We start from the raw sequence: 25556 nt of genomic DNA on the forward strand, positions 1-25556 counted from the left end.
TTAGAAAGGCAGTGTTGTTATGAATAAAAGTTATTGCAAACTGATTTTAACTCTTATTATCTTGTCAGGCGTTATTTTCTTCTATGTTTTTCCCCATCAAAAGGCAGCAGAAGCGATTATTACGCCATCAAAAGATAAGACAGAAAGTATCCAAATTACCGGTAAAATTACGGACCAAAAAGCGGCAAAAGCAGGCTTAACCTTGTTACAACAAAATCTACAAGCCGCCAATGCTAAAGATAGCACCGCTTATGCAGATACTTTAATCAAAAAAGCCCAAGCCGCTACTAAAAAAGAGATGGATAAATTTTTTGCCTCCTACGATTTACATCACGAACTGTTGAGCTTTGAGGTAATCAAGCAAGAACAAAATCAAATGGTAATTAAAGCACAACAAAAAACTATCAATCAAGGAAAAGAAAAATACCGCAACCATATCTCAGAAGCACGGCATTTATTTGTCAAAGAAGATGGTAGCTGGAAAATTAAAGAAACAAATATGGCAGACACAAATTTCATTGATTAACATAATAGAAATGGAGTTCTCTTAAAATGACAAATTTTGCCAATTGGCCTACTACTTACCCTGATCCCAGCTGGTTTATTCATGATCGCTTTGGCTTATTTATCCACTTTGGTTTATTTAGTGTTGGAGCACGTCATGAGTGGTTTATGACTAAAGAACAAATCGATCCAAAAGAATATCAAGCAAAATATTTCAAAAACTTTAATCCCGATTTATTTGATGCTACAAAATGGGCGCAAGCAGCCAAAGACTGCGGGGTAAAATACATGGTTTTTACCACTAAGCACCACGAAGGTTTTGCGCTGTGGGATTCCCACTTAACCGATTATAAAGTTACCAATACACCTTTTAAACGAGATTTTTTAGCCGAACTTTTACCAGCCTTTCGAAAAGTAGGCATTAAAATTGGACTCTATCACTCTTTAATTGATTGGCATCATCCAGATTTTCCCATCGACGGCTTACATCCAATGCGTAATAACGAAACCTATCAAAAGAGTAATGAATTACGCCAGCTAAAAAAATATCAAGATTACTTAGCAGGTCAAGTCGAAGAATTACTAACAGATTATGGAAAAATTGATTATATTTGGTTTGATTTTTCTTATGCCCACCGCGATTGGGGCTTTGCAAAAGGTAAAGGCGCATTCGATTGGGACAGTGAGCGACTAGAGGCACTTTGCTTACAGTTACAACCCCATATTTTAATCAATGACCGGCTTGGTTTAAACAGAGGCGTGACCACCCCCGAACAATTCCAACCTGACAAACCATTTGTAAAAGATGGAAAACCAGTCTTGTGGGAAGCTTGCCAAACGATGTACGGCACTTGGGGTTACGATCGAGATAATTACGAATGGAAATCAAGTGAAATGTTATTAAAAATGTTAATCGATACGGTTGCTAAAAATGGAAATTTCTTAATGAATATTGGGCCGAATCCGCGGGGCGAAATTGATGACAAAACAGCACTACGCTTAAGAGAAATCGGGGATTGGATGCGACTTCATCAGGATGCTATAATCGGCTGTACACAAGCCAACTATGAAGCACCACTTGATTGTCGTTATACGCAAAATGCAAATAAACTATATTTACACCTCTTTTCTTATCCTTATCGCAATCTGCATTTAAAAGGATTAGCAAAAGATGTTTCATTTATTCGTTTATTAAATGATGGATCAGAAATTTTTTACCGTGGTTTTGACAAAGACGAAGTCATCACTTCCACTGAGGCTATCATTGACCCTGATGATATCGTCATTACTTTGCCGGTTGAAAAACCACCTGTCTTAGTTCCAGTCATTGAAATCACATTAAAAGACTAAAAAAAGCTGTGACAAGTTTTTGTCACAGCTTTTTTTTGCGAATAAACAATGTTAAAGAAGCAACTTCTGACTAAATATGTCAAAAATTTTAGCGATGTGAAGAATAATTTATTAAATTATTTCTTCTATTTGCAAGTTAAACGCGTTTATTCAACTTTTCTTATTGTCTAGTTTCACAAACGAACTCTCTACGGTAATAAGTTGAAATTTCGCAAAAATTTGAGTAGCAATTTTCGGAAATTCCAGCTTATTACTTGTGAGCTAGACACGTTTATTCAACTTTTAAAGACTGTTGCCAAATATCAAAAAGTGGCTCAAAATCAGTCTTTTTTAAAGGCTCTTCAGCAAATACTTTTTGACTGAGCGCAGCTTGCAGATAAAAAACATCTGCAATAACTTCTGCTTGTGTTTTAGATTGCGGAATATCAGACCAAATAGCTAAAGCAATTTGGGGCGTTTGTAAAAGGTATTGTTCAGCGACTACTTGATTGCCGGCATATGTCGTTAAAGTAAAATCTTGACTGATTTTTTCATAAGTCGGATAAGTATAACTCGCGGCTTCCCCTAAAACGTAATAAAAAAAGTTATCATTATGATTAATAACTTCATACCCTTTCTCAAAGAAAGTTTCTACTGGTGCCATATTTTGATTCCAGCGCGTCCAATAAGAAATTTCGCAGTCTGGTGATAGAGATAACTTTTCTGAGCGATTCAAACGGAAAAAGCCGTCATTCCAAACCCGCGGAATAAAACCTAATTGACGCACAAAGTCGATTGTTTGATTCACATATTCGATAAATACTTCAATCCCACTGGCATCAATCCCATATTTTTCCTTTGCGTAAGCACTTAAAGTCGGATAGCGCTCGATTTGATCAAAATCGACAAACTCGTCAGCCCCAATATGAAAATAGCAACTTTCAGCAAATAGCTCTCCATACTCCCGATAAAAATCTTGAATCAATTTAACGGCAGCCGGATCAAGGATATTTAACGCTTTTTTGTCTTTGGTTAAATTTCCCGCTTCATCAAAACACGTTAATTGATATTGAGGATAATGGGCCAGAATTTTTTGCAAATGACCAGGCGTATCAAAATCTGGGATAACTTGAATAAAGAAGTAATTTGCATAAGCAATAATTTCTTTTACTTCTGATTTTTTTAAATGCGCTTTTGACACGACTTCTGGATGCAATTCCGATTCAATCCGAAATCCTTCATTTTCAGAAAAGTGGAGTTGTAGATGTGTGAATTGAAATAGCGCTAAACTGCGGATTAACTGTTTTAAATGTGCCAAAGAAAAGAATTTGCGCCCCATGTCAATCATCACACAGCGTTCTGCAATCGCCCCTTTGTAACTGCTATTATAGTTTCTTTTCACCAGTAGAGATTGCATAACTTTGGTGGCACCGTAAAAAAGTTGTTTTTCCTCTTGGGCTTTGATATAAATGCCATTTGCTTCTTTTTTAATTTCAAAATCAGCTGTGACCTTATCAGTGAGTTCAAAAATAAAATTCGGTTTTTCCACTTGTAGCTCTTGGCAAAGTAAGTTAATTCGTTTGGTCACATTGGCTAGACTATTTTTACTGGTTGTTATCATTTTATTAAGCTCCTTTATTTCTATTTACTTTTTTATCATAAAAGGCTACTGTCTTTGCCACAATGTGTGACTTTAACTTCGCTTGTCATTTTGAGCTCTCATTTATATGTTTTATTTTCCTATAATAATAAAATACAGTTTGTACCTATTTACTGGCTGCTAATTTTGATGTAAGGTGCGGTATTGCCCTGGCGTTACACCTACGATTGTCCGAAACTTACGGGTATAATTGGAAACATCGTAATATCCTGCATCACGAATAATATCTTTAATCGGACGATTGGTTTCAACTAAAGCTTGTTTAATTTTATTTAAGCGTAGTTCTTGAACGTATTTTGAGAAAGTGAGTCCACTTTCTTTTTTAATAAAACGGCTTAAATAGGAAACAGACATGTCAAATTCTTCAGCCAGCCACTCCAAAGATAGTTGTGAGGCGGCATAATTTTTATTGATAAAGTCAAATAATTCTTGCTTTAATTGCGATTCTTTATTTTGTGGCTTCTCCTGCACTAATGCGCAAAGAAGCTGAGCAATTTGCAGTAGATTCGGTTCTAAATCATATAAACTATGAAAATCGGTCGCTTTTTCAGCCACCATTAGCGCGTCGTGACTATCAATTTTACTAGCAAACTTGGTTAGTGTATTTAATAAATAAAAACCAAACATTTTTTGGGCATTAGGGGAGCCTTGTTTTACTCCAACTTCAATTAAAGCGTGAATTGTTTCTGTGGCTACTGCATAATCCCCTTGCGTTAAACTTTGTACTAGTTTCATTTCTTCTGAGTCAGGATAATGAATCCCAGCTTTTTTCGTTTCATCTTTTAATGCATCGTAAAAAATAATCTTTTGACTTTTTTGACTATAGGCATATTCCAAAGCTGCCAATGCTTCAATAAAGGAGCGGTTAATTTCAATCAAGTTATCCACCGGATCTCCTATGGCAATGGTTAACTGTAAGCCAACTAAATCAAAAATCTCATGATGGAAAGCTTCTGCAATGCGTTTGGCACCAGTTATCTCTTCATAGCCCACTAAAATTGCAATAACTTGTGTTGATAAAATTTCCGTGGCATAAGCGGTATAACCTTTTCCTTTAACCGTTTGTAAATATTCGATTAATAAGTCATGCTCTGTTGAAAATTCGTTTAATGTGTTTTCTTTTGTACTAATTGTCATAACAAAAAAGTGTTGACCCGTCAGTTTTACGTGCACCGAGTCTAATAAAAGTTGCAACTGCGCTTGTGTTTTAATCCTATCCCCAATTAATTTACGTAAAACTTGTTCTCTAGCATGGGGTGTTTGCCGTTTAATTTCTTGGTGTAGTGCTTTATTCTCGTCTAGAAATTGTTCAATTCTTTCATGCACAAATGATGGCGCATATTCCCCTTCTTTCACTTCTTGGGTCGTGTAATTTGCAATCAATTTTTCCAACTGACGCATTGGTTGATAACTACGCCTGCCTAAGACATAGACCACCATAGCCCCAATGATTAAAATAAAACCAATAAAATAAAGCAAATTTCGCTGCACTTGATTTACTGAGTCTAGTGCATTATTAGGATCTACTAAAGAAATATAAGCTAAATCAAAGCTAGACTTGTCTAAAGCTTGGATTTGATAATCTTGTTGCTCAATTTTTACGTGAGTCTTTTTCGTTACTTGTTGCAGTTGTTCTTTTTCTTTCAAGTAGGTCAAAAGTTCTTTTTTGCCAGTATGAAATAAAACTTCATTTTGTTTATTGACAATAAAGTTGGAACTTTCTTCACCAAAAGTTGATTGGTCTAAAAGTTGTTGAATACTGGAGTCTTTAATGGCATAGATAGCTGTTCCATAAGCTACTTGGTCGTGATTTTGTAAGGGAACAAGATAATAAAGGCGCTTACTTATTGCTGTTTTTGACGCTAAATTGATCAGTTGTGGTACTTTAGTTTGAAATAATTCTGCCACTTGGTTTTTAGCAAAGCTTTCTGCCTTAGCTTCTTTTAAAAAGACATCAAGAGAAAGCCAACCGTCAGCCGAAAAAAGCGCCTCTGGCTTATCATAATAAAGCAAAAAGACATCCGCTACGATACTACCTGCTAGACGATTTTTCTTTAGACTTTGTTGTCCTTCTGTGGCGTAATAGGCATGATTTGTTTGTGCCAAAGAGAGTTTGTTATCAAAAGGAATTTGATGGGATAAATCATTTAATTGCATCAAATTATTCTCAAAGGCTGATTGTAATTGTAATAAATGATTGCGTGCAGATAATGTGACTTGTTGATTAATGCTGTCTTTGGATGTTTTAAACCAAATTCCTGAAACAATTAAAAATGGAAATAAAAAAACGACTAAATAAGACAAAATGGAACGCGTCAGCCCAGTCATGCGAAATAATGGTAATTTCTTCAACTTAAATTTCATTTTTTCTCCCCTATCACTTTTCTACAATCTTTTAGCTAATCCAAATGATATTTTTGTTGCCAATCATAACAAGCCCCCAACAAGTTAGATTGATTAAAGAAGGCGCAATTTTCAATTTTAGGGATTAAAACATTGCTGGGAATTTTAGCCGCCAATTCATTGATTTTTATTTGTAATAGCGGTAACAATACTTCCGCTTTTGAAATTCCCCCACCAATTAAAATTTTTTCTGGATCTAAAATATACTGTAAATTGTAACAAGCAACCGCTAGTTCTTCGATGAAGTGCTCCATTGCTAAAATTGCACTCTTATCTTTGGCCTGATAGAGTTTTATGACTTTTTGACCATCTAATTTTTCAGCCGCTATCCCTTTTTTACAAGCAACCTCATTTACTAAACTACGCGTAGCACCCGTAATACTCCAAATCTCCCACTTTTTATGCGGGGATGTAACAGGAAATAGCATAAAACCAAATTCCCCTGCCAATAAATGTTTGCCACGAACCAATTGATTGTTCAACATAACTGCCCCACCGACTGAAGTCCCTAAGACAATCAACGCGAGATCTTGACAATTTTTGCCATTTCCTAACCATTTTTCGGCTAATAACGCACAATTCCCATCATTTTCTGCACTCACCGGAACGTGGTAATGGTTATATAAAGTACTTACTAATTTTTTACCAAAAGGTTCATAAATAGGTGAGCTCATCCCAATTTCTTGTGTTAGCGGATCGACTAAGCCCGTGCTACTAATGGCAATACCGTCAAACTGACGGTCGTAATATTTCGTAATATGCGCAATAAGTTGCTCGGTTAAAAGCGCATAATTTTCTCTTGGTGTCTTAAAATCATGGCTTTGCATTATTTCTCCGTCTAATTTTAACAAGCCAGTTTTTACCCCTGTTCCGCCGATATCAACTGCGACAATCTTCATTTTGGCACCTCGTTTTCCTTCATTCGGTTTCCTTTTCCTATGTAAAATCGCAACAAGATGTGAAATATTAGTTACTTTTAAAAATCACATTTTGTATGCTTTTGCAACAGCTTTGATTATAACGCATTAAAATAACATTGTCTACGCTTTCATTTTTTTGTTATTCACTAAAATATATTAATTAAAAGACTTTTGATTCTAAGTTCAAAAACGCGCTAACACTATTTTAGTATACGGATAAAATAAATAAATTTATAGCAACAAACTTTAGTACTTGCATAACAAATTTTAGCAGCCCGCCAGCAGATTATGCTATATAAAAACCCCTAACATAGATTTTAATCTAACTTAGGGGCTAATCTTTAATAGCGATTTTTTTATTATTTTCTAAACTGTGCTTCATAAAGCGCCCGATAAGCGCCGCCTTTTGCCATTAATTCTTCATGGCTACCTTGTTCTACGATTCCTTTTGGACTGACCACAACGATTCGGCTAGCATGTTTAATAGAAGCTAATCGATGGGCGATGATTAAAGTTGTCCGGCCTTTAGCCAGCGAATTAAGCGATTCTTGAATGACTTGTTCTGTCTCGGTGTCAAGCGCTGAAGTTGCTTCATCTAATATTAAGATTGGCGGATTTTTTAAAAACATACGTGCAATGGCAACCCGTTGTTTTTGTCCCCCAGATAATTTTACTCCACGTTCCCCGATTTGAGTTTCAATTCCATCAGGCATTTGCGCTAAGACGCCATCCAAGTGAGCAAGCTTAGCGGCGGCCATGATTTCTTCATCGCTTGCATCTAAACGACCATAAGCGATATTTTCTTTAATACTGCCTGGAAATAAGAAAACATCTTGTTGCACAACCCCAATTTGATTGCGTAACGATTTTAATGTCATTTGCCGAATATCGATGCCATCAATTGTAATGGCACCACCGGTTACATCATAAAAGCGGGGCAATAAGTTACATAAAGTTGTTTTACCAGAACCACTTTGACCAACAAAAGCCACCGTTTCTCCCGGTGCAATAGCCAAATTAATATGGTCTAAAACTGGTTTTTCTCCCCCATAAGAAAATGAAACATCCCGATATAAAATATCTCCTTTTAATTCCTTCACCGCAATAGCATCGGGACGATCTAAAATGTTAGGTTTTTTATCTAATTCTTCTGTTAAACGTTTAAAACCAGCAATACCTTTGGGATAACTTTCAATCATATTATTCACTTTTTCAATCGGTCGCACAAAAACATTGGCTAATAATATAAAACCAACAAATTGACCGTTCGTTAACTCACCTTGAATTACATAATAAGAGCCAAATATTAAAGTAAATAAATTGATTAGCCGAATTAGTAAATAGTTATAAGCTGAACTTACCGCCATCACACGATAAAACAAAATCTTCGATTGTCGATAGGCTTCACTCAAGCCCGCAAAACGAGTTGCCTCAAAATTTTCATTTGCAAAAGATTGGGTTACTCGAATACCACTAACCGAAGCTTCAACCCCAGCGTTAAATTCGCCTAAGTTTTCGTATATGCGCGTATTTACTTTCGTCATTTTTTTATTGAAAAACACTAGTGCAATCGTAATTAAAGGCAATAAAGCAAAAGTTGCAATTGCTAGTTTCACATGGGTATGCAACATTAATAAAAACGAACCCGTTAACGTCATAAGTGTAATAAAAATATCTTCTGGACCATGGTGGGCAACTTCTGAAATTTCAAATAAATCGGTGGTCAAACGGCTGATTAATTTACCAGTCTTTTGATTGTCGTAATACTCATAAGGTTGGGTTTGTAAATGCGCAAATAATTCCTTACGCATGTCTGTTTCAATATTAACTCCCAATTTATGACCAAAAAAGACCACGATATATTGTAAAACAGTATTTAATATATAAAATAAAAACAGTGCGCAACAAGCCATTAGAATAATGCGAAATTCTTTTTGGGGCATAATTTTATCAATAACTTCATTGACTGCCACTGGAAATACCAACTCTAATAGACCCGCTAAAACAGCACAGGTAAAATCTAAGATGAATAGTCCTTTATAAGGACGATAATATTTAAAAAAACGTTTTAGCATCTTTTTGCTCCTTTGCAAATAATTTACTACAAACCGCTGATGATTTTTCTTGTCAGAAACACGAAAACAGCAGACAACTTTATCCATTATAACGAAGTTTTGGCAAAAACACAGTACAATTCGCGCCTCTTTCTGGTAAAAAATACAAAAAGACTTTAACCAAAAAGATTAGCTTGGTTAAAGTCCTATAATTTTTTAATTTTCTGTTTGCATCCACTTTTGCACTGCCCAACGATGACTGCCCCGTTTTAACAAAAGCATCGCCTCATCAGGAGTTACCCAACGTAAATTATTGGTCTTTTCAGTGGGGGCGGCAACTTTTTCCCAACTGTTGACCACATAAAAATAACCAGGATGATAAAAATATGTATCCCGATGGCTTGAATAGAAATATTCTACCGCTTCACCTAAATAATTTCCCACTACAACCTCAAAGCCCAATTCTTCTAACATTTCCCGCTTTATAGCTTCAAGATGCGTTTCAGCCCCTTCAATTTCTCCTCCCGGTAAAAAATAGGCACCATTTGGAGCTTGTACCAAAATAACTTCTTGTCCTTTTTTGCGGCTTACTACGACATAAGCACCATAGCGCGCTTGATAGGTTTTATCTTGCTCCTTTTTCCCAAACACTGGTTCCATTTTGCAACCTCCACTTTTCATTTTGTTTATTTTACCGAAATGTTGTTATTTTCACAAGCTAAAGCGTATTTCTTATCAGGGCTAACTGGCTATGATAAGATGATTTTATAAAATAGAAAGGACTGATTTTTTATGAAAATGGCTCATACTTGTGTACGTGTCAAAGACTTAGAGGCTTCATTAGCCTTTTATGAGGGAGCTTTTGGCTTTGTTGAAAAAAGTCGCCGTGACTTTCCAGAAAATAAATTTACTTTGGTTTACTTAAGCTTACCAGAAGATGATTACGAGTTAGAATTAACATATAACTACGATCATGGTGCTTATGATTTGGGTGATGGTTATGGTCATATTGCAATTGCCGTTAGTGATTTAGAGGCCTTACACAAAAAGCAAAAAGAAGCAGGATATAATCTAACTGATTTAAAAGGCTTACCTGGTACAGCTCCTTCTTATTATTTTGTAGTTGATCCTGACGGTTATAAAATCGAAGTTATCCGAGAAAAATAATAGGATTTAAATTGAACTGTTAATAAAGGCCTTCATTACCTTTAACTTTTAGTTTTCACTAAAAATGCTCGGTACAATTTTTAGTCAACTTCTTTAATAACAGTTCTCTTTTAAAAGGACGTGAAAATATGAAGCCAATTATTGGCATTGCCGCCAATGAACAAACCATGATCGACACAGATAGTCACTGGATTAGCTATACTCCCCGCAACTTTGTATCTGGCATACAAAATGCCGGTGGCTTACCGCTACTCTTACCCATTGGTTCAGTAGAAGATGCTAAAAGCTATGTTCAACAAATTGATAAATTACTTTTAGCAGGTGGCCAAGATGTATCGCCAGAAAGTTATGGTGCTTTGCCTCATCAAAAACTAGGGGCAACCAATCATCGCCGTGATTTATTTGAAATGGCACTCGTTAAAGAAGCCGTCAAAGCAAAAAAACCAATTATTGGCGTCTGTCGTGGTATGCAATTGCTAAACGTTGCTTTTGGTGGTACCCTTTTACAAGATTTAAGTTTAGCAGACGAACCGCTTTTAAAACATGTACAAGTGCCAACACCATTTGAGCTACCAACTCATACCGTTGAAATTGATATTAATACGCGCTTGGGAGAATTTCTACCTCAAACTTACCAAGTCAACTCTTTTCACCATCAAGTAATAGATACACTGGCAGATGAATTTATCGTCACTGCAACAGCACCAGATGGCGTTATTGAAGGTATTGAAAGTATCAACCATCCGATTATGGGGGTTCAATGGCATCCAGAATTGGCTTATTTTACTGTTGAAAAAGAACGCGAATTTTTCAATTATTTCGTGCAAAAGTTTGCTTAATTGCTCGTAAGGAAAGCCAAAATTAGAAACAGCTTATCTGAGAGATTGTTGTAATACTGTTGTGACAGAAGTTTTTTGGGCAGAACTGTATTACAAAAAAGGCGGTGTGACAAAAGTTTTGTCACACCGCCACAACGATCAGTCTTCAGACAAGCTGTTTTTTATTTTTTACTTTCTGATTTCATCATGGTAAAGGATTGTTTTAAGGCTGCAATCACACCATTTTCGTTATAAACTAAAACATTTGATTTATATAAACCAGATGAAATCAGCATTAAGAAAATAGTGAAGACAGCTAAAATGACCACTGAAACAATAGCGCTAGAGATACTAGCAGTATCATTGGCTAAACGTACTGGCATCGCAAAAGAAGAAAAGAAAGGAATATAAGAACAAATCCGTAGCGCAATATTTTGCGGATCAAACATTCCCACAAACAATGCTAAAAAGTAAGCCCCCATTGACAAATAAGTCACGGGAATAATCGCTTTTGACGTATCTTCGGCTTTATTCACTAAAGAACCACAAAGAGCTGCTAAAACGGCATACAGTAAAATTCCCAATATTACAAAAATAGCTGAGAAAATTAGAAATGGACCAAAAAGACTCTCCAAAGAAGTATCGCCGATGAATTGTTTAACAATATCCATATCTTTAAATTTCTGATAGCCAAAGACAATCATGACGCCATAAATCACCAGCTGTGTTAAGGCCACCATTAAAACACCGGTTAATTTCCCATAAAAATGGGTTTGGGCTTTGGTACTTGATAAGATAACTTCCATAATCCGAGTACCTTTTTCAGAAGCAATTTCTTGGGCAATAATACTTGAATACGTTACGACAAAAATAAATAAAATAATCGCCGAAACATTGGTGACAATCATTTGTAAACTACTGTGATCGGTTTCAGTTGACATATTACCAGCCTTATCAAATGAGACCTTTTGTGTGGTGAGCTGGGCTGGTTCACTTAAACGCGCTACTTCTGCTGAAGTTAGACCTATTTCTTTTGCCCGTGAAGTACTTTGCATTTGGCTTAATAGTTGTTGTAACATTATTTGCGTCGTTTGTCCCACCGAAGATTCAGCATAGACTTTGCCGGTAAAACTATCTTCTTTGGCGGTTAAAACTAAAAAGGCATCTAATTTTTCTGCTGACAATTCTTTTTCAGCTTTTTCTTTTGAAGAAATTACTTGGAATTCATAATCATCATGATTCAATTGTGTAAAGGCCTTTGCTAGGGCTTCATTTTCAGAATAGACACCAATTTTATTAACGCTTGAATTATCTGCCAGCTGACCTGTAAAGTAATAAAAAGCTCCCATTATAAAGGGTGCAAGAATTAAAATTAAGAAACTGACTGACTTTACATTTTTCTTATAGACATCTTTTGCAATCACCCAAAACTTATTCATGGTCATCACCTGCTTTCCATTTAAAGATTTCTTCTAAGGTTGGGGGTTGCTGATTAAACATCGGAATATAGCCATTTTGAGTCGCGCGCATGAAAATTTCTTTCCCTGCCGCCGGATCTTTTAAGCTAATGGCTAAGGTATTATCTTCTGCTTTAACTACCTCAGCTACCCCATCAATTCCTTCCACCTCTTCTTTTGTTAAAGGCGATTCTAAAAAGAGCTTGCTGCGGCCAAATGATTCACGAATTTCATGGACTTTACCATTTAAAACTGTCTGACCATTTTTTAACATAATCAGGTGATCGCATATTTTCTCCACATTATCCATATTATGACTGGAAAAAATGACACAGGCTCCTTTTTGTCGCAATTCAATAATGCCATTTTTTAAAAGTTCAGCATTAACCGGATCCAAGCCACTAAACGGTTCATCTAAAATAACCAGTTTCGGTTCATGAATTAAAGTGGCAATGAGTTGTACTTTTTGTTGATTCCCTTTTGATAATGATTTTACTTTATCTGTTTTTTTCCCTTTTACTTCGAATTTATCCATCCACTTGTCGATTTCTGGCAAAATATCCTTACGTTTTTTTCCTCGTAATTCCGCAAAATAAATCAGTTGGTCTTCAATCGTTACTTTAGGATAGAGTCCTCGTTCTTCTGGTAAGTAACCAATAATATTGTAGTCTTTACTGCCAATCTTTTCCCCATTCCATAAAATTTCACCTTTATCTGGCGTCAAAAAATCTAAAATTAAGCGAAAAGTCGTTGTTTTTCCCGCGCCATTTTGGCCAATCAATCCCATAATTGTTCCATCTTGAATCGTAAAAGAAAGGTTATCAACTGCTGTATAATCTCCAAATCTTTTTTCCAAATTTTTAACCGTTAGCATTTCTTCACTCCTCCTAATTTCGTTTATGCTCCATCATAAAAAAATTGTCTAAATTACAATAAAGGCTAATAAAGCGCCAAAAAGTCCTCCTAAAATCATCAATATTAGTGTGTCACGAATAATATTTTGTTTTTTTGCAAACTTAAGTGGTTGTTTATAATAGGCTGTTCTTTTTTGATAAATTAATTTCGTTGTGAGCATACACATAAAAAAAATAACAGGAAAACTGGCTAGCAATAAAGTTGCCGCCAAAAAAAGAAGGGGCCAAGTAACCAAATCACTACCGAATATTATTTTGCCACAAAAATAAAAAATAATTCCCAGTAGTGTTGCCCAGCAAGAGCGCAGTAATTGTTGCTGCCATTCTTGCAAAATTCGACTACGATAACTTTGTTCATCGGTAAAAAGTGGTATGCTTTTATTATTAGTGCTGACAAAATAACAATAACGTTTGCCAAATGTCGTGACATGGTTCCAACCACTACTGGCATATAACGCCAGATAGTCAGCTAATTCCCCTTTTGGTCCTGCAAAATAATCTACCGCATAAAAAAGATTTTGCGGGGCTGCTTTTTGAAAGACTAATAAGCCAAATACGTTCATCTTAACAAAATGCCAGCCTAGCTGTGCCTGCTGGTTTAAGCGCAACATTTCTTTTTCAGGATAAAAAGCAACGCCTAAACTTAACAAATATTTTCTATTCCCAATCTTCATACGTACCCCTCACTTTTAAATAACCTGTCAAAATAACCACTTTTTATGGCAACTTTTTTAATCAGTAAATGTCGTGATTTGCAAGTAACGTTGCACCAGCTTCATAAAAAATGCGTCGTCTTTGGACATCTTTGGCTAATGCTTTTTTTCCTTTTGCTGTAATCTGATAAACTTTTTTACGATCCGAATTTTCTGTCAGTGTAATAAATCCAGTCTTTTGTAATTTTTTTAAATTCGTATACATACTAGCCGGACCAATCTCCATTTCGCCACTAGTTATTTCACTAATTTCTTTCATAATTCCATAACCATGTTGGGGTTTTAACAATACGAGCAAAATCACATATACACTATCTGACAGTGCATCTTCCATTTTAACCCTCCTCTATATCACACCATGATATATCACTTAATGATATAGTATGCTAGACTTTCACTACTGTCAATCATAGAAAGCTGTTTTTTTCACTCCTATTTGCTTTTTTTATTAGCTACTATTCTTGTAACCAACTGGATTTGTCAAAATCAAATGCCACCGTAACCACCTTTTTATTCTTTTTCTTTCTGCTTGCAAAAAAAGTAAGCAAACTAAAAATTGCCGTTGATATAGTTGGTATTTTTTTAACAGATAAACCCAAGTAACCTTGTGAAAAAAACACTTAACTTTTCAAAATAAAAAGCCATATACGGTGTCCAATCGGAGCGCCGATAAATTGTATCGACTTCTTTTTGATAAAGGGCAGGTTTTAAAGGGGCGACTTTAACAAATAATTTATGACAAATTTGAATAAAATCAATGTACGCCAAAAAACGAGCTTCATCTGATTCGGCTTGTAAAAACGTCTTTAAACGTCGCGCTGTTGTTTCTGGCTTAAAATATCCCAGTTGATTGGGACTAACAATCAAATACATTATTTTTCCCCCCTTTAATTTAACAACGAAAAAAATAATGATTTTGTCAAAAAAGAGGCGTGACAAAAAACTTGTCACACCCCTAATTTTAAACAAACGGGATTGAAAGAAGTAACTTCTTAATAAACCGAAATTTCGAATATTGCTTCTTATTCTGTAATCTAACCACTTCTCCCATCTGTAACGATTAGATATTTTTTACGCTTTAATAATTGGGATGAAATAACTAAGCTGTTTGCATTTACAGTCTAGTAACCTTTTGTCCCCAACGATATAAAACATAAAATTTATTGTTCTTCATTTTTTTTGTCTTCAGTTAATGTTGTTTGAATTGTTTTGGCTACTGCCTCTGGAATCCCAATCGCTTTAATTTCTGCTAATGAAGCAGCCTGAATATTTTTTAACGATTTGAATTCTTTTAATAAAGCTTTTTTTCGTTTGGGCCCAAGACCTGCGATACCGTCTAATTTTGACGCGAAACTATTCTTACTGCGAAGTTGCCGATGAAAAGTAATCGCAAAACGATGGACTTCATCTTGAATTCGTTGTAACAAGAAAAATTCAGGTGAATTTCGTTCCAGCGGTACCACTTCTAATTCAGGACCAAAGAGCATTTCACTAGTTTTATGTTTATCATTTTTCGCTAAACCAGCAATCGGAATATCAAGACCCAACTGGTTATCTAAAACTTCTTTAGCCGCATCTACTTGTCCTTTTCCTCCATCAATGACAATTAAATCAGGAAAAGGAAGGTTTTCTTTTAAAACACGAGAATAACGCCGATAAATCACTTCCCGCATCGATGCATAGTCATCTGGCCCTGTTACGGTTTTAATTTTATATTTGCGGTATTCATTTTTAGCCGGTTTGCCATCAATAAAAACTACCATCGCAGAAACCGGATTTGTCCCCATAATATTAGAGTTATCAAAGGCCTCAATTCGAACAGGAGTAGGAATACCCATCGCATTTCCCAGACTTTCAATTGCGCCAATTGTTCGCTCTTCTTTACGTTCAATTAAATCAAATTTTTCTTTTAGCGCAACGCCAGCATTTTTATTCGCCAATTCTACTAATTTTTTCTTTTCACCGCGTTTAGGCTGTAAAATTTTAGTTTGCAATAAAGCTTCCACAGACTCTTTATCAATATCATCAGGGATTAAAACTTCTTTTGGAATAAAATGCTCGTTTTCTTGATAGAATTGTCCAATATAGGTTAAAAAATCATCTTGGGCTTCATTATAAAAAGGAAAGATGGAAACATCGCGTTCAATTAATTTACCTTGGCGGACAAAAAAGACTTGGACGCACATCCAACCTTTATCAATTGCATAACCAAAAACATCGCGATCCATAAAGTCAGTTTGGGTCATTTTTTGCTTGGTCATTACCGTATCAATTGCTTTAATTTGGTCCCGTAATTCCGCTGCTTTTTCAAATTCCAAATTTGCAGCGGCCGTTTCCATTTCTGCTGCAATATTGTCGCGAATTTCCGTGTGTCCTCCACTTAAAAAGCGTTTAATTTCAGCAACCATTTCTTCATAAACCTTCGTTGGGACATCAAACACACAAGGTGCTAAACATTGCCCCATATGGTAGTACAGACAGACTTCTTTTGGTAATACTTTACATTTTCGTAAAGGAAAAAGACGGTCTAAAAGTTTTTTGGTTTCATTAGCTGCCCCCACATCTGGATACGGCCCAAAATATAACGCTTTATCTTTTAAAACTTTACGGGTAATTAATAAGCGTGGATACGCTTCATTAGTAATTTTAATAAAAGGATACGTCTTATCATCTTTTAACATGATATTGTATTTGGGATCGTTCTTTTTAATTAAATTAATCTCAAGCAATAACGCTTCAATATTTGATTCGGTCACAATATATTCAAAGTCTTCAATCTCAGATACCAGTCGCTCTGTTTTAGTATCGTGGCTACCGGTAAAGTAAGAACGAACTCGATTTTTCAAAATTTTGGCTTTTCCGACATAAATAATCGTGCCATTTTTATCTTTCATTAGATAACAGCCAGGCTGATCTGGTAAAAGTGCCAATTTATTTTTAATTCGTTCATTCACGTCTTTTTCACCCATTTCTTTTGCTAATGGTATGCTTTAAAAGCACCTTCCATTATAACATGCACGTCAAATCATAAGAAAAGCTAAAGGAACTCGCACAGCTCTCAAGCAATAAGACTAAATCTTGTTAAATTGTTTCTCAAATTTCGCAAGATTTTGGCTTATTGCCGTAGAGAGTTCGTTCATAAAGCCATTGGAAAAGCCAAAAGCAGCGAAAAGATTTTTTCGCTGCTTTTACTTGTGTCAATTTAATAGTAAATTTTTACCGGTGTGTTTCCTGGCATATTATAATAGAACCATTTCGCATCTGCTACTGACATACGAATACAACCATGAGATGCCCGCCGTCCTAATTTCATACCTTCAATATGATTAAAGGCAGTCGTTGTACCAGGATAAGCGATTGGAACAGTGTGGAACAAGTACACACCATGTTGGTGGTAAGAACGATAAAACGCACCACCAGAGCCACCAAACCAGAAGGAATTTCCTCGTTCTGCTTGAATTTTGAAATTGCCATAAGGCGTACTTAAATTATTAGGCCACAAGCCCAAACCCGTTGAACATAACATCGTATAAATCGTTTTAGAACCTGAACGAATATATACCCGTTGTTTTTTGACTGAAACTTGAATATTCAAGTTTTTAACTTTTAAAGAAGGATAGCGTCCACCGGTAGTATACATGTAAAAGCGATTATGAACATTCGTCGTTTCACTTGCCTTTAACCAGCCCAAAGCTCCACCTGGTAAAACCACATAATAATACGTACCGCTACTTGTTTTTGCCTCTTTTGTCGCTTGCGCCATGTAGCCTTTATAAGTCTTTTTCGCGCCTTTTTTACTACTGTTGGGATCTGCCTGACTATAAAAATTACCACTATTGGAATTAATCCGGACGTAACGGTTAATGTTTTTAGTACTGTAAATTGTATGAGGTGTTCCAGTAAAACCAGCATTTAAATAGCCTATCCAAGTATTGCCGTTATAAATGGAATAATACCAAGCACCATTAAAATGACGATATTTACATTTCACTGTATAAACTTTGCCATAGTATTTTGCGGCACTTTCTTTTTTCTGCCAATTAAAGTTACGCCAGAAAGTTGCTGTTTTTGAATTAATTCTTACTTTACGATTTTCTTTTTGGGCAATTCCGCCAGCACTTTTAGCTTGTTTTGCAGCACTAGCATTTAAGTAGCCCACCCAATGATTTTTATTATCGCTTAAACTATAATAAGTTGCCCCATTGTAATGGCGATACATGCCTTTAGCCAAGTAAGTTTTGGTTGCCATTGAAGCAGTCGTCGCACGTTTTTTCCAACTAAAATTACTCCAAGTATTATAGTTTTTATTGGTAATGGTGACATAACGATTCAAACTTTGATAGACACCTTGACTACCGGCAGCAAGTTTAATATCTTTAGCTTCCAGATAACCTACCCAAGTATCTTTTTTGTTTTTATTTTCATAAAGAGTATAGTACTTTTTACCGTTAAAGTGCTGATAGTAACCTTTAATTTTTACTGTCTTACCATAGTAAGAAGAAGTATTGCCGCGGGCACTGTTAAAAGAAAAGTTGTTCCACAAGACTTTTCCTTTTTGCATAAAAGTAGCATAACGATTTTCACTATAAAATTTACCGCCAGCACTTGTATTCAGCACTAAGCCATTCCCTTTAGCGGTAAAACCTACAAATTGATTTTGATAATTATAAAGAGCGTAATATTCTTTTTTATTTACTGTATAAATTTCCCGATATTGCAAAGTCTTTTTGTTAAAGTTTTTAATTTGGGCATTACTAAAGACATCTTTTTGTAGGCTTAATTTTGAAGTTGTAACGGCAACATAGCCTGTTTTTTTCGTGTATGTGCCATTATGTAATACTAGTGCTGTTTTTGGTACCCAACCAAACTCTGTATTGGCGCTATCTTCTTTAACTAGTCGAATCATTTCTTTATCTCCACTAGTCTTTACCTTATCTGTTACACGGAAAACTTGATTTTTATATTCAGCTAAACTTGTTTGTTTAATAAATTGATTTTGCTCGTTTAAGCGATAAGCAAATTCTTGTCCATCGGTTAGTTTGGCATATGTTTTTAAAGCTTCTTTTTTCCCAACCACAGTTTCTAAAGCTTCATCTTGTTGCGGTTGAACTTTTTCTACCGGCGCAGTTTCACTTGTCGCAGTTGTTGGCGGTGTACTTGTTGCACTTGGTGTACTCGTTGAAGAAGAATCTGTTTGGCTTGTTGTACTTGAATCAGTTGTAGTAGCTGTTACCTCTTGACTTGTTGTACTTTCTTCAGTAGTTGTTTCATTTGTCTGTAGCTCTGATAAAGAACTTGTTATATTTGACTCACTAGTTTCCCCAGTAGCTTCCTGCCCCCAAACATTTAGTGGCAATGAAGTCGTTAAAATACTTGCAACCAACAACACTTTAACCCATTTACTTTTTTTCATCTTCTACTCCTTTTTCTTTAATTATTTTTTTATCTTTACAAACTTATTATATCGTTCTCTCAGAAAAAACAGAAGTGAGAAACCACCAAAAAAACAACTTTTTATTAAAAAAATGGTGTCGAATAATCTGCTTTAAAATTGAATTTTTGTGTTATTTAAAATCTAGAAATTATTCTTAATAAAATGAGAATTTTTAGTCCGCAAATACTGCTCCTCAGCTCGACTATATTTTTGTTAACGCATAATTTTTACATCGCAAAAAGGCTGTGACAAAGCATCTGTCACAGCCTCATGAAAAACTTACTTTTAAATTGCTTTATTGTTTTATAAAAGTACGACTACTTACTTTTATTCTGTCACTAAATCTAGTGGTGAATCGATTTTTTCATCAACTTTTTTACCTGCAAAATGATCATAAGCCGCTTGTAGGGCAAGTTTACCCATTTCTTCTGGTTTTTGAGCGATCGTCGCACTCATCTTACCGTCTTTAATTGCCTTTAAACCATCTTCGGTACCGTCAAAACCAACGATAATAAAATCTTTGCCTTTACTGCTAGCAGCTTCAGAAGCCCCTAAAGCCATTTCGTCATTTTGGGCAAATACACCTTGTAAATCAGAGTGAGCTTGCAAAATATTTTCCATAACTGTTAAACCTTTAGCACGGTCAAAGTTAGCAGATTGCTTGTCGACAACGTCTAATTTATCTTTTGCGTAATCATCAAACCCTTTGCCTCGTTCACGGGTCGCAGAAGCTCCAGGTACGCCTTCAAGTTCTGCTACTTTAGCATTTTCACCTAATTTTTCAATAATAAATTGCGCCGCCATTTTACCGCCTTCTTCATTATTTGAAGCAACCGTCGTTAACAATTTACCGCCGTCACTACTACGGTCAATGGCAATCACTGGAATATCAGCACTATTAGCAGCTTCCACTGCTGGCACAATAGCCGAAGAATCAACTGGATTTACTAAAATGACATCGACTTTTTGTTGAATTAAATCATCAATATCATTACTTTGTTTGGCTGTGTCATCTTGAGCGTCAACAACTTTAATCGTCGTTTTGTTTTCATCTGCTAATTTTTGGACACCATCTCGTAACGATACAAAGAAAGGATTGTTTAATGTTGAAACCGAAACACCAACTGTCAATTCTGCGGGTTTTTTCTCAGCTGTTTTCCCCTCTGAACTACTAGAACCACCTTCAAGACCTGTTGCACCACAGCCTGCTAACATAAGAACACTTGCCGCTAATACGAAAAATTTTTTCATCGTTTCTTCCTCCTCATATGAGTGAATTTCTTTTAAAGGAAAATCATTTTCCTAAAAACCGTTTAAAGTGCTGCTGTTTATAAAAAAGTAATTAAAGGGCTTACAATACTTTACGCAAAATTGTGCTTATTTCTTTTTACGGTCTAATAATACAGCAATAACAATGACGATCCCTTTGACAATTTGTTGATAAAAACTTGAAACGCCTAGTAAATTCAAGCCGTTGTTTAATGTTCCAATGATTAAAGCACCCACTAGCGTACCAAAAATCCGACCTTTCCCGCCTGAAAGGCTCGTTCCCCCTAACACAACAGAAGCGATGGCATCCATTTCATAAGATTGGCCAGCAGTCGGTTGCGCTGAATTTAGACGTGAGGTAATAATCATGCCGCTAATAGCTGCCATTAAGCCTGATAAGGAGTAAATTAAGATTTTAATTTTATCAATTTTTACCCCTGCCACAAAGGCCGCTTTTTCATTTCCACCAATAGCGTAAGTTTTCTTACCAAATGCCGTTTTGTGCAACAAGACAAACAAAATAATAAACATAATGAAAAGTAAAACGACAGGAAAAGGAATGCCAAATAAATAACCACGACCTAAAAAGCTAAAGAAGAAACTATCTCCTAAACCTGTAATCGGATTTCCTTTGGTGTAAACAAGTGTTGCACCGCGATAAATTGTCATTGTCGCCAAAGTGGCAATAAAAGGCGCCATACTTCCTTTTGAGATTAACAAGCCATTAATCGCACCTAAGATTGCACCGGTTAAAAGGCCAATTAAAACTGCCAATGGCGCACTCATTCCATTTGCAATAAAGCCAGCTGTTAATGCGCTAGAGAGTGCTAAAGTCGATCCAACAGACAAATCAATTCCACCTGTCAAAATAACAAAGGTCATCCCAAAGGCAATAAAACCGTTCGCTGCTACTTGGCGTAGTAAATTTAATAAATTATTTGGGTTTAAAAATTCACGATTCATAACCGAAACGACAATAACCAAGACAATCAGTGCCAATAAGGGCCCTAGCTTTGTGACAATACCGGCTGCGTCAAAATTGCTCTTTTTTGCGACGTTCTTTTTATTCTCCATTTTATTTTCCTCCTGTGGCATAGGTCATAATTTTTTCTTGGTCAAAATCTTTCTTTTGTAATTCACCGTTAATTTTGCCTTCGTGTATCACTAAAATACGATCGCTTATCCCCATTACTTCAGGTAAGTCACTTGAGACAACGATAATCGCGACACCACGATCAGCTAGTTCATTGATTAGTTGATAAATTTCCCGTTTAGCCCCGACGTCGACACCACGAGTTGGTTCATCTAAAATTAAAACTTTAGGGCCGGCTCCAATCCATTTGGCTAAAACGACTTTTTGCTGATTACCTCCCGATAAATCTCCGACGATATCTTCAGCTGATTGCACTTTAATTAATAGGCGTTTGATCAATAGCTCGGCAAATTCTGCTTCAGTTTTTTTATCAATTACACCATTTTTTACAAAACCATCAATGGAAGGCAAGCTAATATTATCTAACACAGAAAAATCTAAGACTAATCCTTCTGACTTTCGATCTTCTGTCAAAAAGCCGATACCATTTTGAATCGATTTAGCTGGTGATTCAATTTTTTTAATAACTCCTTCAATTGTAATAGTGCCTTTTGATAAGGGGTCCAAACCAAAGATTCCCCGCATAATTTCTGTTCGACCAGCTCCCATTAAGCCAGAAAAACCGACAATTTCACCACTTCTAACGCTAAAAGAAATATCTTTAAAAGTACCATTTGTAGCAGTTAAGTTCTCAGCGGTAAAGATTACTTCACCAATCGCCGCGTTTTTTTCTGGATAATAATCAGAAATTTCTCTTCCAACCATTTTACGCACCACTTCATTTACATTGGTTTCACTTGTTTTGGTTGTATCAATCGATAAACCGTCTCGCATCACCGTAATTTCATCACTAATTTGGAAAATTTCTTCCATCCGGTGAGAAATATAAACAATTGCCACTCCTTGTTCTTTTAGTTGCATAATAATTTTAAACAATGCTTTAATTTCTGTTTCAGATAGTGCAGCAGTAGGTTCATCCATAATCAAAATTTTTGCATCCGTCATAAGCGACTTTGTAATCTCAATCATTTGTTGCTGACCTACTGAAAGCTCTTCTAACTCTTTATCCAAATCAAGGGAGATTCCTAAATCATGAAAATGTTCCAACGCAACATTCCTCATTTTTTTTATATCCAGTAAGCCAAAAGAATTTTTTAATTCACTATTTAGAAATAAATTTTCTAGCACTGTCATTTGGGGCCATGAATTCATTTCTTGGTGAATAAAGCTAATGCCAAATTCTTCGGCTTCTTTGGGACTAGAAAAGACTTTTTCTTGGCCATCAATTAAAATCGTGCCAGAATCTTTTTTGTGTAGTCCGGTTAAGATGTTCATAAGCGTTGACTTACCTGCGCCATTTTCCCCCATCAATGCGTGAATTTCGCCGCTTTTTAATTCAATACTAACGTCGCGTAAAACCTGATTGGTACCAAAAGATTTTGAAATATTTTTCATTGCAACATGCATCATAGAACCTCCTTAAAAGATGACAGCCGATTGTAAAATAATATTGGAAAAAGGCGTTACTTCACCGCTACGGATAATGGCTTTACTCGTCTGTGTTTGTATTTTAAATTCCTCATGACTGAGATAAATTATTTCGATATCATCAGGTAGCGCTTTCAAAATTGCTTGCAATTGACTGCTATTTTGACTTTTAATCTCTTCAGCTAAAAAAACTTTTTCAATTGCCATATCACTTAAAACCGTTTGTAACACTTCTTGAAAGCTAGGTAAGCCAAATTTTAAAGCCAAATCAATTTTCTTAACATCATTGGGTACCGGTAAGCCGGCATCTCCAATGGTAATTTGATCAGTATGTCCTAAATCGGTTAAAACTTTGGTAACCTCACTATTCAAAATTCCATGCTTTTTCATACTGTTTTTGCTCCTTTATTTTTTCTAGTGTTGGCATACCACCTTGAGCACCGAAACCTTGGACAGAAATTGCCGCAGCTAAATTAGCAAAACGTAAAGCCTCAGACATTTTTAATCCTTGTAGTAAAGCAGTTGCCATGGCAGCGTTAAATGTATCGCCAGCACCAGTTGTATCGACCGGCTGAACTTCAAAAGCGGGAATAATTTCTTCTTTTGTTCCGTCGTGATAAATGGCGCCCATCGCACCAAGCGTGATAATTAATTTGTTTGGGTATTGTGCCAAAACTTCTGAACGGCTCTGGTCAGGAAAGATAATGGCTGATTCATGTTCATTGGGTGTTAAATACGTTAATTTTTCAATATACTCTTTAGCAATACTGCGGGCTGGCGCTGGATTTAAAAGCGTTTTAATACCATTTTGCCAACAAAAATCAATGATTGCCTCATTTGTTTCTTGCGGGATTTCATTTTGTAAAATAACTAAATCACTGGCTAGTAGTTGGGATTGGAACTTAGTCATAGTTGCCGGCTTTACTTCATTATTCGCACCAGGAATTACAATAATACTGTTATCATTTTCGTATAAAACAATGTGAGCTGAACCACTCTCAGTATGTGTAACCCGTTCCACACAAGTTACATCAACACCATTTTTAACTAAATTTGCAACAATTTCTGTGCCAAAATCATCCTTCCCCACTGCTCCTACCATTGCAACATCCAAACCTAAGCGACTGGCCGCTACCGCTTGATTGGCTCCTTTACCACCAAAAGCAGTCGAAAATTTTTCACCAAAAACTGTTTCGCCTTGATTTGGTTTCACTTTTGTCGTCACTACAAAATCAGTCGACATACTTCCTACCACTGTTATTTTCATTGTGTTTCCTTCTTTCGTAGAGTATCCCGTTCAATTAAACGAGTAGGTAAAATCAATTTTTTTTGTTTTACTTCTTGTTCATTCATCAGCTTGTAAAGCATCTCTGCTCCTTTATATCCCATTTCATAAGCTGGTTGATGAATCGTTGTTAGTGGCGGCACCACTAAATTACTAATGGGAATATCATCATAACCGATTACTTGCAAGTCTTCAGGGACTTTTATATTGTGTCGATAAGCCTCTTGAATTAATGCAATCGCATGAATGTCACTTGGCGCAATAACTGTATCGACTGTGGGAAATTGTTTAAAAACTGTTTGTGCGGTAATAATCGCATCTTCTAGTAAAAACGAGGCTGAGTGTACGAGGGAATAATCTTTTTTTGATTCCTCTAAAACACTCAAAACACCTTGTAGCCTTTCTTTAGAACGATCAATTTCTTTTGGACCAGAAATCACGATAATTTGTTTGGTCTTTCTTTTTAAAACAGCTCTTGCTGCTATGGCACCACCGGAAACATCATCGGCGTGAATCGAGTACTCTGAATCATTACCCACCCGATCTAAAAATACTAGCGGATGAACATTATCATAAAAAGCATAGTCGTTATCAACTGCTGATAAGACGCCAGCTACATTATTTTGATGAAAAGCATGAAGATAGTCGTTAGCGCGTTCAGGATTTTCTTGCACATTGCCTAAAATAACTTGATAGCCTTTTTTTTGTAAAAAATCTTCTACTCCTTTAGCCAATAAAGGGAAAAAAGGATTAGAGATATCGGGTAACAGTAGGCCCACTAGTTTTGATTTTTTTTGAAAAAGCGAGCGTGCGACTTCATTCGGACGAAAATCTAGTTCTGCTACTGCATGCTCAATTTTTTGGCGGGATTCTTCACTTACATAGCCACTACCGTTAATTGCTCTTGAAACTGTTGCGACAGATAATCCTGCCAATTTTGCGACATCGCGAATCGTTGCCATCTGTTCACCATCTTTCGTGTGTAACCGTTTACACAGATAATATAAATGATTTAATCTTAAATTGCAACCACTTAAGATTATTTTTT

The 25556-nt window shown here is 35.9% G+C and carries 22 protein-coding genes; 4 read left to right on the forward strand and 18 right to left on the reverse strand.

Features of this window, described 5'->3' with window-relative positions; all coding sequences use genetic code 11:
• Positions 1-19: 19 nt before the first annotated feature.
• Together IGI65_RS11270 and IGI65_RS11275 are read left to right on the forward strand one after the other, a co-directional pair.
• Complete coding sequence (locus IGI65_RS11270) at positions 20-526, forward strand: hypothetical protein (protein ID WP_412256583.1); 507 nt, start codon at positions 20-22, stop codon at positions 524-526.
• 26 nt (positions 527-552) lie between these two features.
• Complete coding sequence (locus IGI65_RS11275) at positions 553-1854, forward strand: alpha-L-fucosidase (protein ID WP_412256584.1); 1302 nt, start codon at positions 553-555, stop codon at positions 1852-1854.
• A 271-nt stretch (positions 1855-2125) separates the two neighbouring features.
• Here IGI65_RS11275 and IGI65_RS11280 read toward each other — a convergent pair whose 3' ends face one another.
• The 5 genes from IGI65_RS11280 to IGI65_RS11300 form a co-directional block, all read right to left on the reverse strand.
• On the reverse strand, positions 2126-3454 hold the full coding sequence (locus IGI65_RS11280; RefSeq protein ID WP_412256585.1) for a family 20 glycosylhydrolase: 1329 nt from the start codon (positions 3452-3454) through the stop codon (positions 2126-2128).
• Between the two features lie 159 nt (positions 3455-3613).
• Positions 3614-5857, reverse strand: a complete 2244-nt coding sequence (locus IGI65_RS11285) for a helix-turn-helix domain-containing protein (protein ID WP_412256587.1) — start codon at positions 5855-5857, stop codon at positions 3614-3616.
• Between the two features lie 35 nt (positions 5858-5892).
• Positions 5893-6795: an ROK family protein gene (locus IGI65_RS11290; RefSeq protein WP_412256589.1), complete on the reverse strand. Its 903-nt coding sequence runs from the start codon at positions 6793-6795 to the stop codon at positions 5893-5895.
• Between the two features lie 380 nt (positions 6796-7175).
• Complete coding sequence (locus IGI65_RS11295; protein ID WP_438774190.1) at positions 7176-8891, reverse strand: ABC transporter ATP-binding protein; 1716 nt, start codon at positions 8889-8891, stop codon at positions 7176-7178.
• A 195-nt stretch (positions 8892-9086) separates the two neighbouring features.
• On the reverse strand, positions 9087-9530 hold the full coding sequence (locus tag IGI65_RS11300) for an NUDIX hydrolase (RefSeq protein ID WP_095006280.1): 444 nt from the start codon (positions 9528-9530) through the stop codon (positions 9087-9089).
• Between the two features lie 132 nt (positions 9531-9662).
• Here IGI65_RS11300 and gloA point away from each other — a divergent pair, with 132 nt between their 5' ends.
• The gene (gene gloA, locus IGI65_RS11305) at positions 9663-10037 is read left to right on the forward strand and encodes a lactoylglutathione lyase (protein WP_071865458.1); all 375 of its coding nucleotides are present in this window, start codon (positions 9663-9665) and stop codon (positions 10035-10037) included.
• A 128-nt stretch (positions 10038-10165) separates the two neighbouring features.
• Entirely contained in the window at positions 10166-10876 is a 711-nt protein-coding gene (locus tag IGI65_RS11310; RefSeq protein ID WP_412256593.1) for a gamma-glutamyl-gamma-aminobutyrate hydrolase family protein, read from the forward strand.
• A gap of 161 nt (positions 10877-11037) precedes the next feature.
• On the opposite strand, the gene IGI65_RS11315 is transcribed toward IGI65_RS11310, so the two are convergent.
• The 13 genes from IGI65_RS11315 to IGI65_RS11375 all read right to left on the reverse strand — a co-directional run bounded on the left by IGI65_RS11315 (position 11038) and on the right by IGI65_RS11375 (position 25470).
• Positions 11038-12294, reverse strand: a complete 1257-nt coding sequence (locus tag IGI65_RS11315; RefSeq protein ID WP_412256595.1) for an ABC transporter permease — start codon at positions 12292-12294, stop codon at positions 11038-11040.
• Positions 12287-13186 carry an ABC transporter ATP-binding protein gene (locus IGI65_RS11320; RefSeq protein WP_412256597.1) on the reverse strand — a complete coding sequence of 300 codons (900 nt, stop codon included), beginning with the start codon at positions 13184-13186 and terminating at the stop codon, positions 12287-12289. Before IGI65_RS11320 ends, IGI65_RS11315 begins: the two co-directional genes overlap by 8 nt.
• Before the next feature lie 48 nt (positions 13187-13234).
• The gene (locus tag IGI65_RS11325; protein ID WP_412256598.1) at positions 13235-13900 is read right to left on the reverse strand and encodes a DUF2812 domain-containing protein; all 666 of its coding nucleotides are present in this window, start codon (positions 13898-13900) and stop codon (positions 13235-13237) included.
• Positions 13901-13961: 61 nt separating this feature from the next.
• Positions 13962-14273, reverse strand: a complete 312-nt coding sequence (locus tag IGI65_RS11330; protein ID WP_412256600.1) for a PadR family transcriptional regulator — start codon at positions 14271-14273, stop codon at positions 13962-13964.
• 248 nt (positions 14274-14521) lie between these two features.
• A complete protein-coding gene (locus IGI65_RS11335) occupies positions 14522-14812 on the reverse strand; it encodes a hypothetical protein (RefSeq protein WP_412256602.1) in 291 nt (96 codons plus the stop codon).
• A 287-nt stretch (positions 14813-15099) separates the two neighbouring features.
• A complete protein-coding gene (gene uvrC / locus IGI65_RS11340; RefSeq protein WP_412256633.1) occupies positions 15100-16893 on the reverse strand; it encodes an excinuclease ABC subunit UvrC in 1794 nt (597 codons plus the stop codon).
• A gap of 248 nt (positions 16894-17141) precedes the next feature.
• Positions 17142-19352 carry a L,D-transpeptidase family protein gene (locus tag IGI65_RS11345; protein WP_412256604.1) on the reverse strand — a complete coding sequence of 737 codons (2211 nt, stop codon included), beginning with the start codon at positions 19350-19352 and terminating at the stop codon, positions 17142-17144.
• Positions 19353-19700: 348 nt separating this feature from the next.
• On the reverse strand, positions 19701-20624 hold the full coding sequence (locus IGI65_RS11350; RefSeq protein ID WP_071865074.1) for a D-ribose ABC transporter substrate-binding protein: 924 nt from the start codon (positions 20622-20624) through the stop codon (positions 19701-19703).
• Between the two features lie 126 nt (positions 20625-20750).
• Complete coding sequence (locus IGI65_RS11355; RefSeq protein WP_412256607.1) at positions 20751-21716, reverse strand: ABC transporter permease; 966 nt, start codon at positions 21714-21716, stop codon at positions 20751-20753.
• A 1-nt stretch (position 21717) separates the two neighbouring features.
• On the reverse strand, positions 21718-23202 hold the full coding sequence (locus IGI65_RS11360; RefSeq protein WP_412256634.1) for a sugar ABC transporter ATP-binding protein: 1485 nt from the start codon (positions 23200-23202) through the stop codon (positions 21718-21720).
• A 12-nt stretch (positions 23203-23214) separates the two neighbouring features.
• On the reverse strand, positions 23215-23613 hold the full coding sequence (gene rbsD, locus IGI65_RS11365; RefSeq protein ID WP_412256609.1) for a D-ribose pyranase: 399 nt from the start codon (positions 23611-23613) through the stop codon (positions 23215-23217).
• Positions 23588-24490, reverse strand: coding sequence for a ribokinase (gene rbsK, locus IGI65_RS11370; RefSeq protein ID WP_412256611.1), 903 nt, complete (start codon positions 24488-24490; stop codon positions 23588-23590). The genes rbsD and rbsK overlap by 26 nt, the downstream gene beginning before the upstream one ends.
• On the reverse strand, positions 24487-25470 hold the full coding sequence (locus IGI65_RS11375; RefSeq protein ID WP_412256613.1) for a LacI family DNA-binding transcriptional regulator: 984 nt from the start codon (positions 25468-25470) through the stop codon (positions 24487-24489). The genes rbsK and IGI65_RS11375 overlap by 4 nt, the downstream gene beginning before the upstream one ends.
• Between the last annotated feature and the right edge of the window lie 86 nt (positions 25471-25556).

It is taken from the genome of Enterococcus sp. DIV0755b, assembly GCF_051713765.1.
Classification (GTDB): Bacteria; Bacillota; Bacilli; order Lactobacillales; family Enterococcaceae; genus Enterococcus_C; species Enterococcus_C canintestini.

Excerpts from the sequence above, each read along its gene's own strand:
- IGI65_RS11330 (WP_412256600.1), bottom strand. The coding sequence starts at position 14,273 with ATGGAAGATGCACTGTCAGATAGTGTATATGTGATTTTGCTCGTATTG.
- gloA (WP_071865458.1), top strand. The coding sequence starts at position 9,663 with ATGAAAATGGCTCATACTTGTGTACGTGTCAAAGACTTAGAGGCTTCA.
- IGI65_RS11345 (WP_412256604.1), bottom strand. The coding sequence starts at position 19,352 with ATGAAAAAAAGTAAATGGGTTAAAGTGTTGTTGGTTGCAAGTATTTTA.
- IGI65_RS11355 (WP_412256607.1), bottom strand. The coding sequence starts at position 21,716 with ATGGAGAATAAAAAGAACGTCGCAAAAAAGAGCAATTTTGACGCAGCC.
- IGI65_RS11275 (WP_412256584.1), top strand. The coding sequence starts at position 553 with ATGACAAATTTTGCCAATTGGCCTACTACTTACCCTGATCCCAGCTGG.
- IGI65_RS11320 (WP_412256597.1), bottom strand. The coding sequence starts at position 13,186 with ATGCTAACGGTTAAAAATTTGGAAAAAAGATTTGGAGATTATACAGCA.
- rbsK (WP_412256611.1), bottom strand. The coding sequence starts at position 24,490 with ATGAAAATAACAGTGGTAGGAAGTATGTCGACTGATTTTGTAGTGACG.
- IGI65_RS11290 (WP_412256589.1), bottom strand. The coding sequence starts at position 6,795 with ATGAAGATTGTCGCAGTTGATATCGGCGGAACAGGGGTAAAAACTGGC.
- IGI65_RS11280 (WP_412256585.1), bottom strand. The coding sequence starts at position 3,454 with ATGATAACAACCAGTAAAAATAGTCTAGCCAATGTGACCAAACGAATT.
- IGI65_RS11295 (WP_438774190.1), bottom strand. The coding sequence starts at position 8,891 with ATGCTAAAACGTTTTTTTAAATATTATCGTCCTTATAAAGGACTATTC.
- IGI65_RS11285 (WP_412256587.1), bottom strand. The coding sequence starts at position 5,857 with ATGAAATTTAAGTTGAAGAAATTACCATTATTTCGCATGACTGGGCTG.
- IGI65_RS11350 (WP_071865074.1), bottom strand. The coding sequence starts at position 20,624 with ATGAAAAAATTTTTCGTATTAGCGGCAAGTGTTCTTATGTTAGCAGGC.
- IGI65_RS11310 (WP_412256593.1), top strand. The coding sequence starts at position 10,166 with ATGAAGCCAATTATTGGCATTGCCGCCAATGAACAAACCATGATCGAC.
- IGI65_RS11270 (WP_412256583.1), top strand. The coding sequence starts at position 20 with ATGAATAAAAGTTATTGCAAACTGATTTTAACTCTTATTATCTTGTCA.
- IGI65_RS11325 (WP_412256598.1), bottom strand. The coding sequence starts at position 13,900 with ATGAAGATTGGGAATAGAAAATATTTGTTAAGTTTAGGCGTTGCTTTT.
- IGI65_RS11300 (WP_095006280.1), bottom strand. The coding sequence starts at position 9,530 with ATGGAACCAGTGTTTGGGAAAAAGGAGCAAGATAAAACCTATCAAGCG.
- IGI65_RS11375 (WP_412256613.1), bottom strand. The coding sequence starts at position 25,470 with ATGGCAACGATTCGCGATGTCGCAAAATTGGCAGGATTATCTGTCGCA.
- rbsD (WP_412256609.1), bottom strand. The coding sequence starts at position 23,613 with ATGAAAAAGCATGGAATTTTGAATAGTGAGGTTACCAAAGTTTTAACC.
- IGI65_RS11360 (WP_412256634.1), bottom strand. The coding sequence starts at position 23,202 with ATGCATGTTGCAATGAAAAATATTTCAAAATCTTTTGGTACCAATCAG.
- IGI65_RS11335 (WP_412256602.1), bottom strand. The coding sequence starts at position 14,812 with ATGTATTTGATTGTTAGTCCCAATCAACTGGGATATTTTAAGCCAGAA.
- IGI65_RS11315 (WP_412256595.1), bottom strand. The coding sequence starts at position 12,294 with ATGAATAAGTTTTGGGTGATTGCAAAAGATGTCTATAAGAAAAATGTA.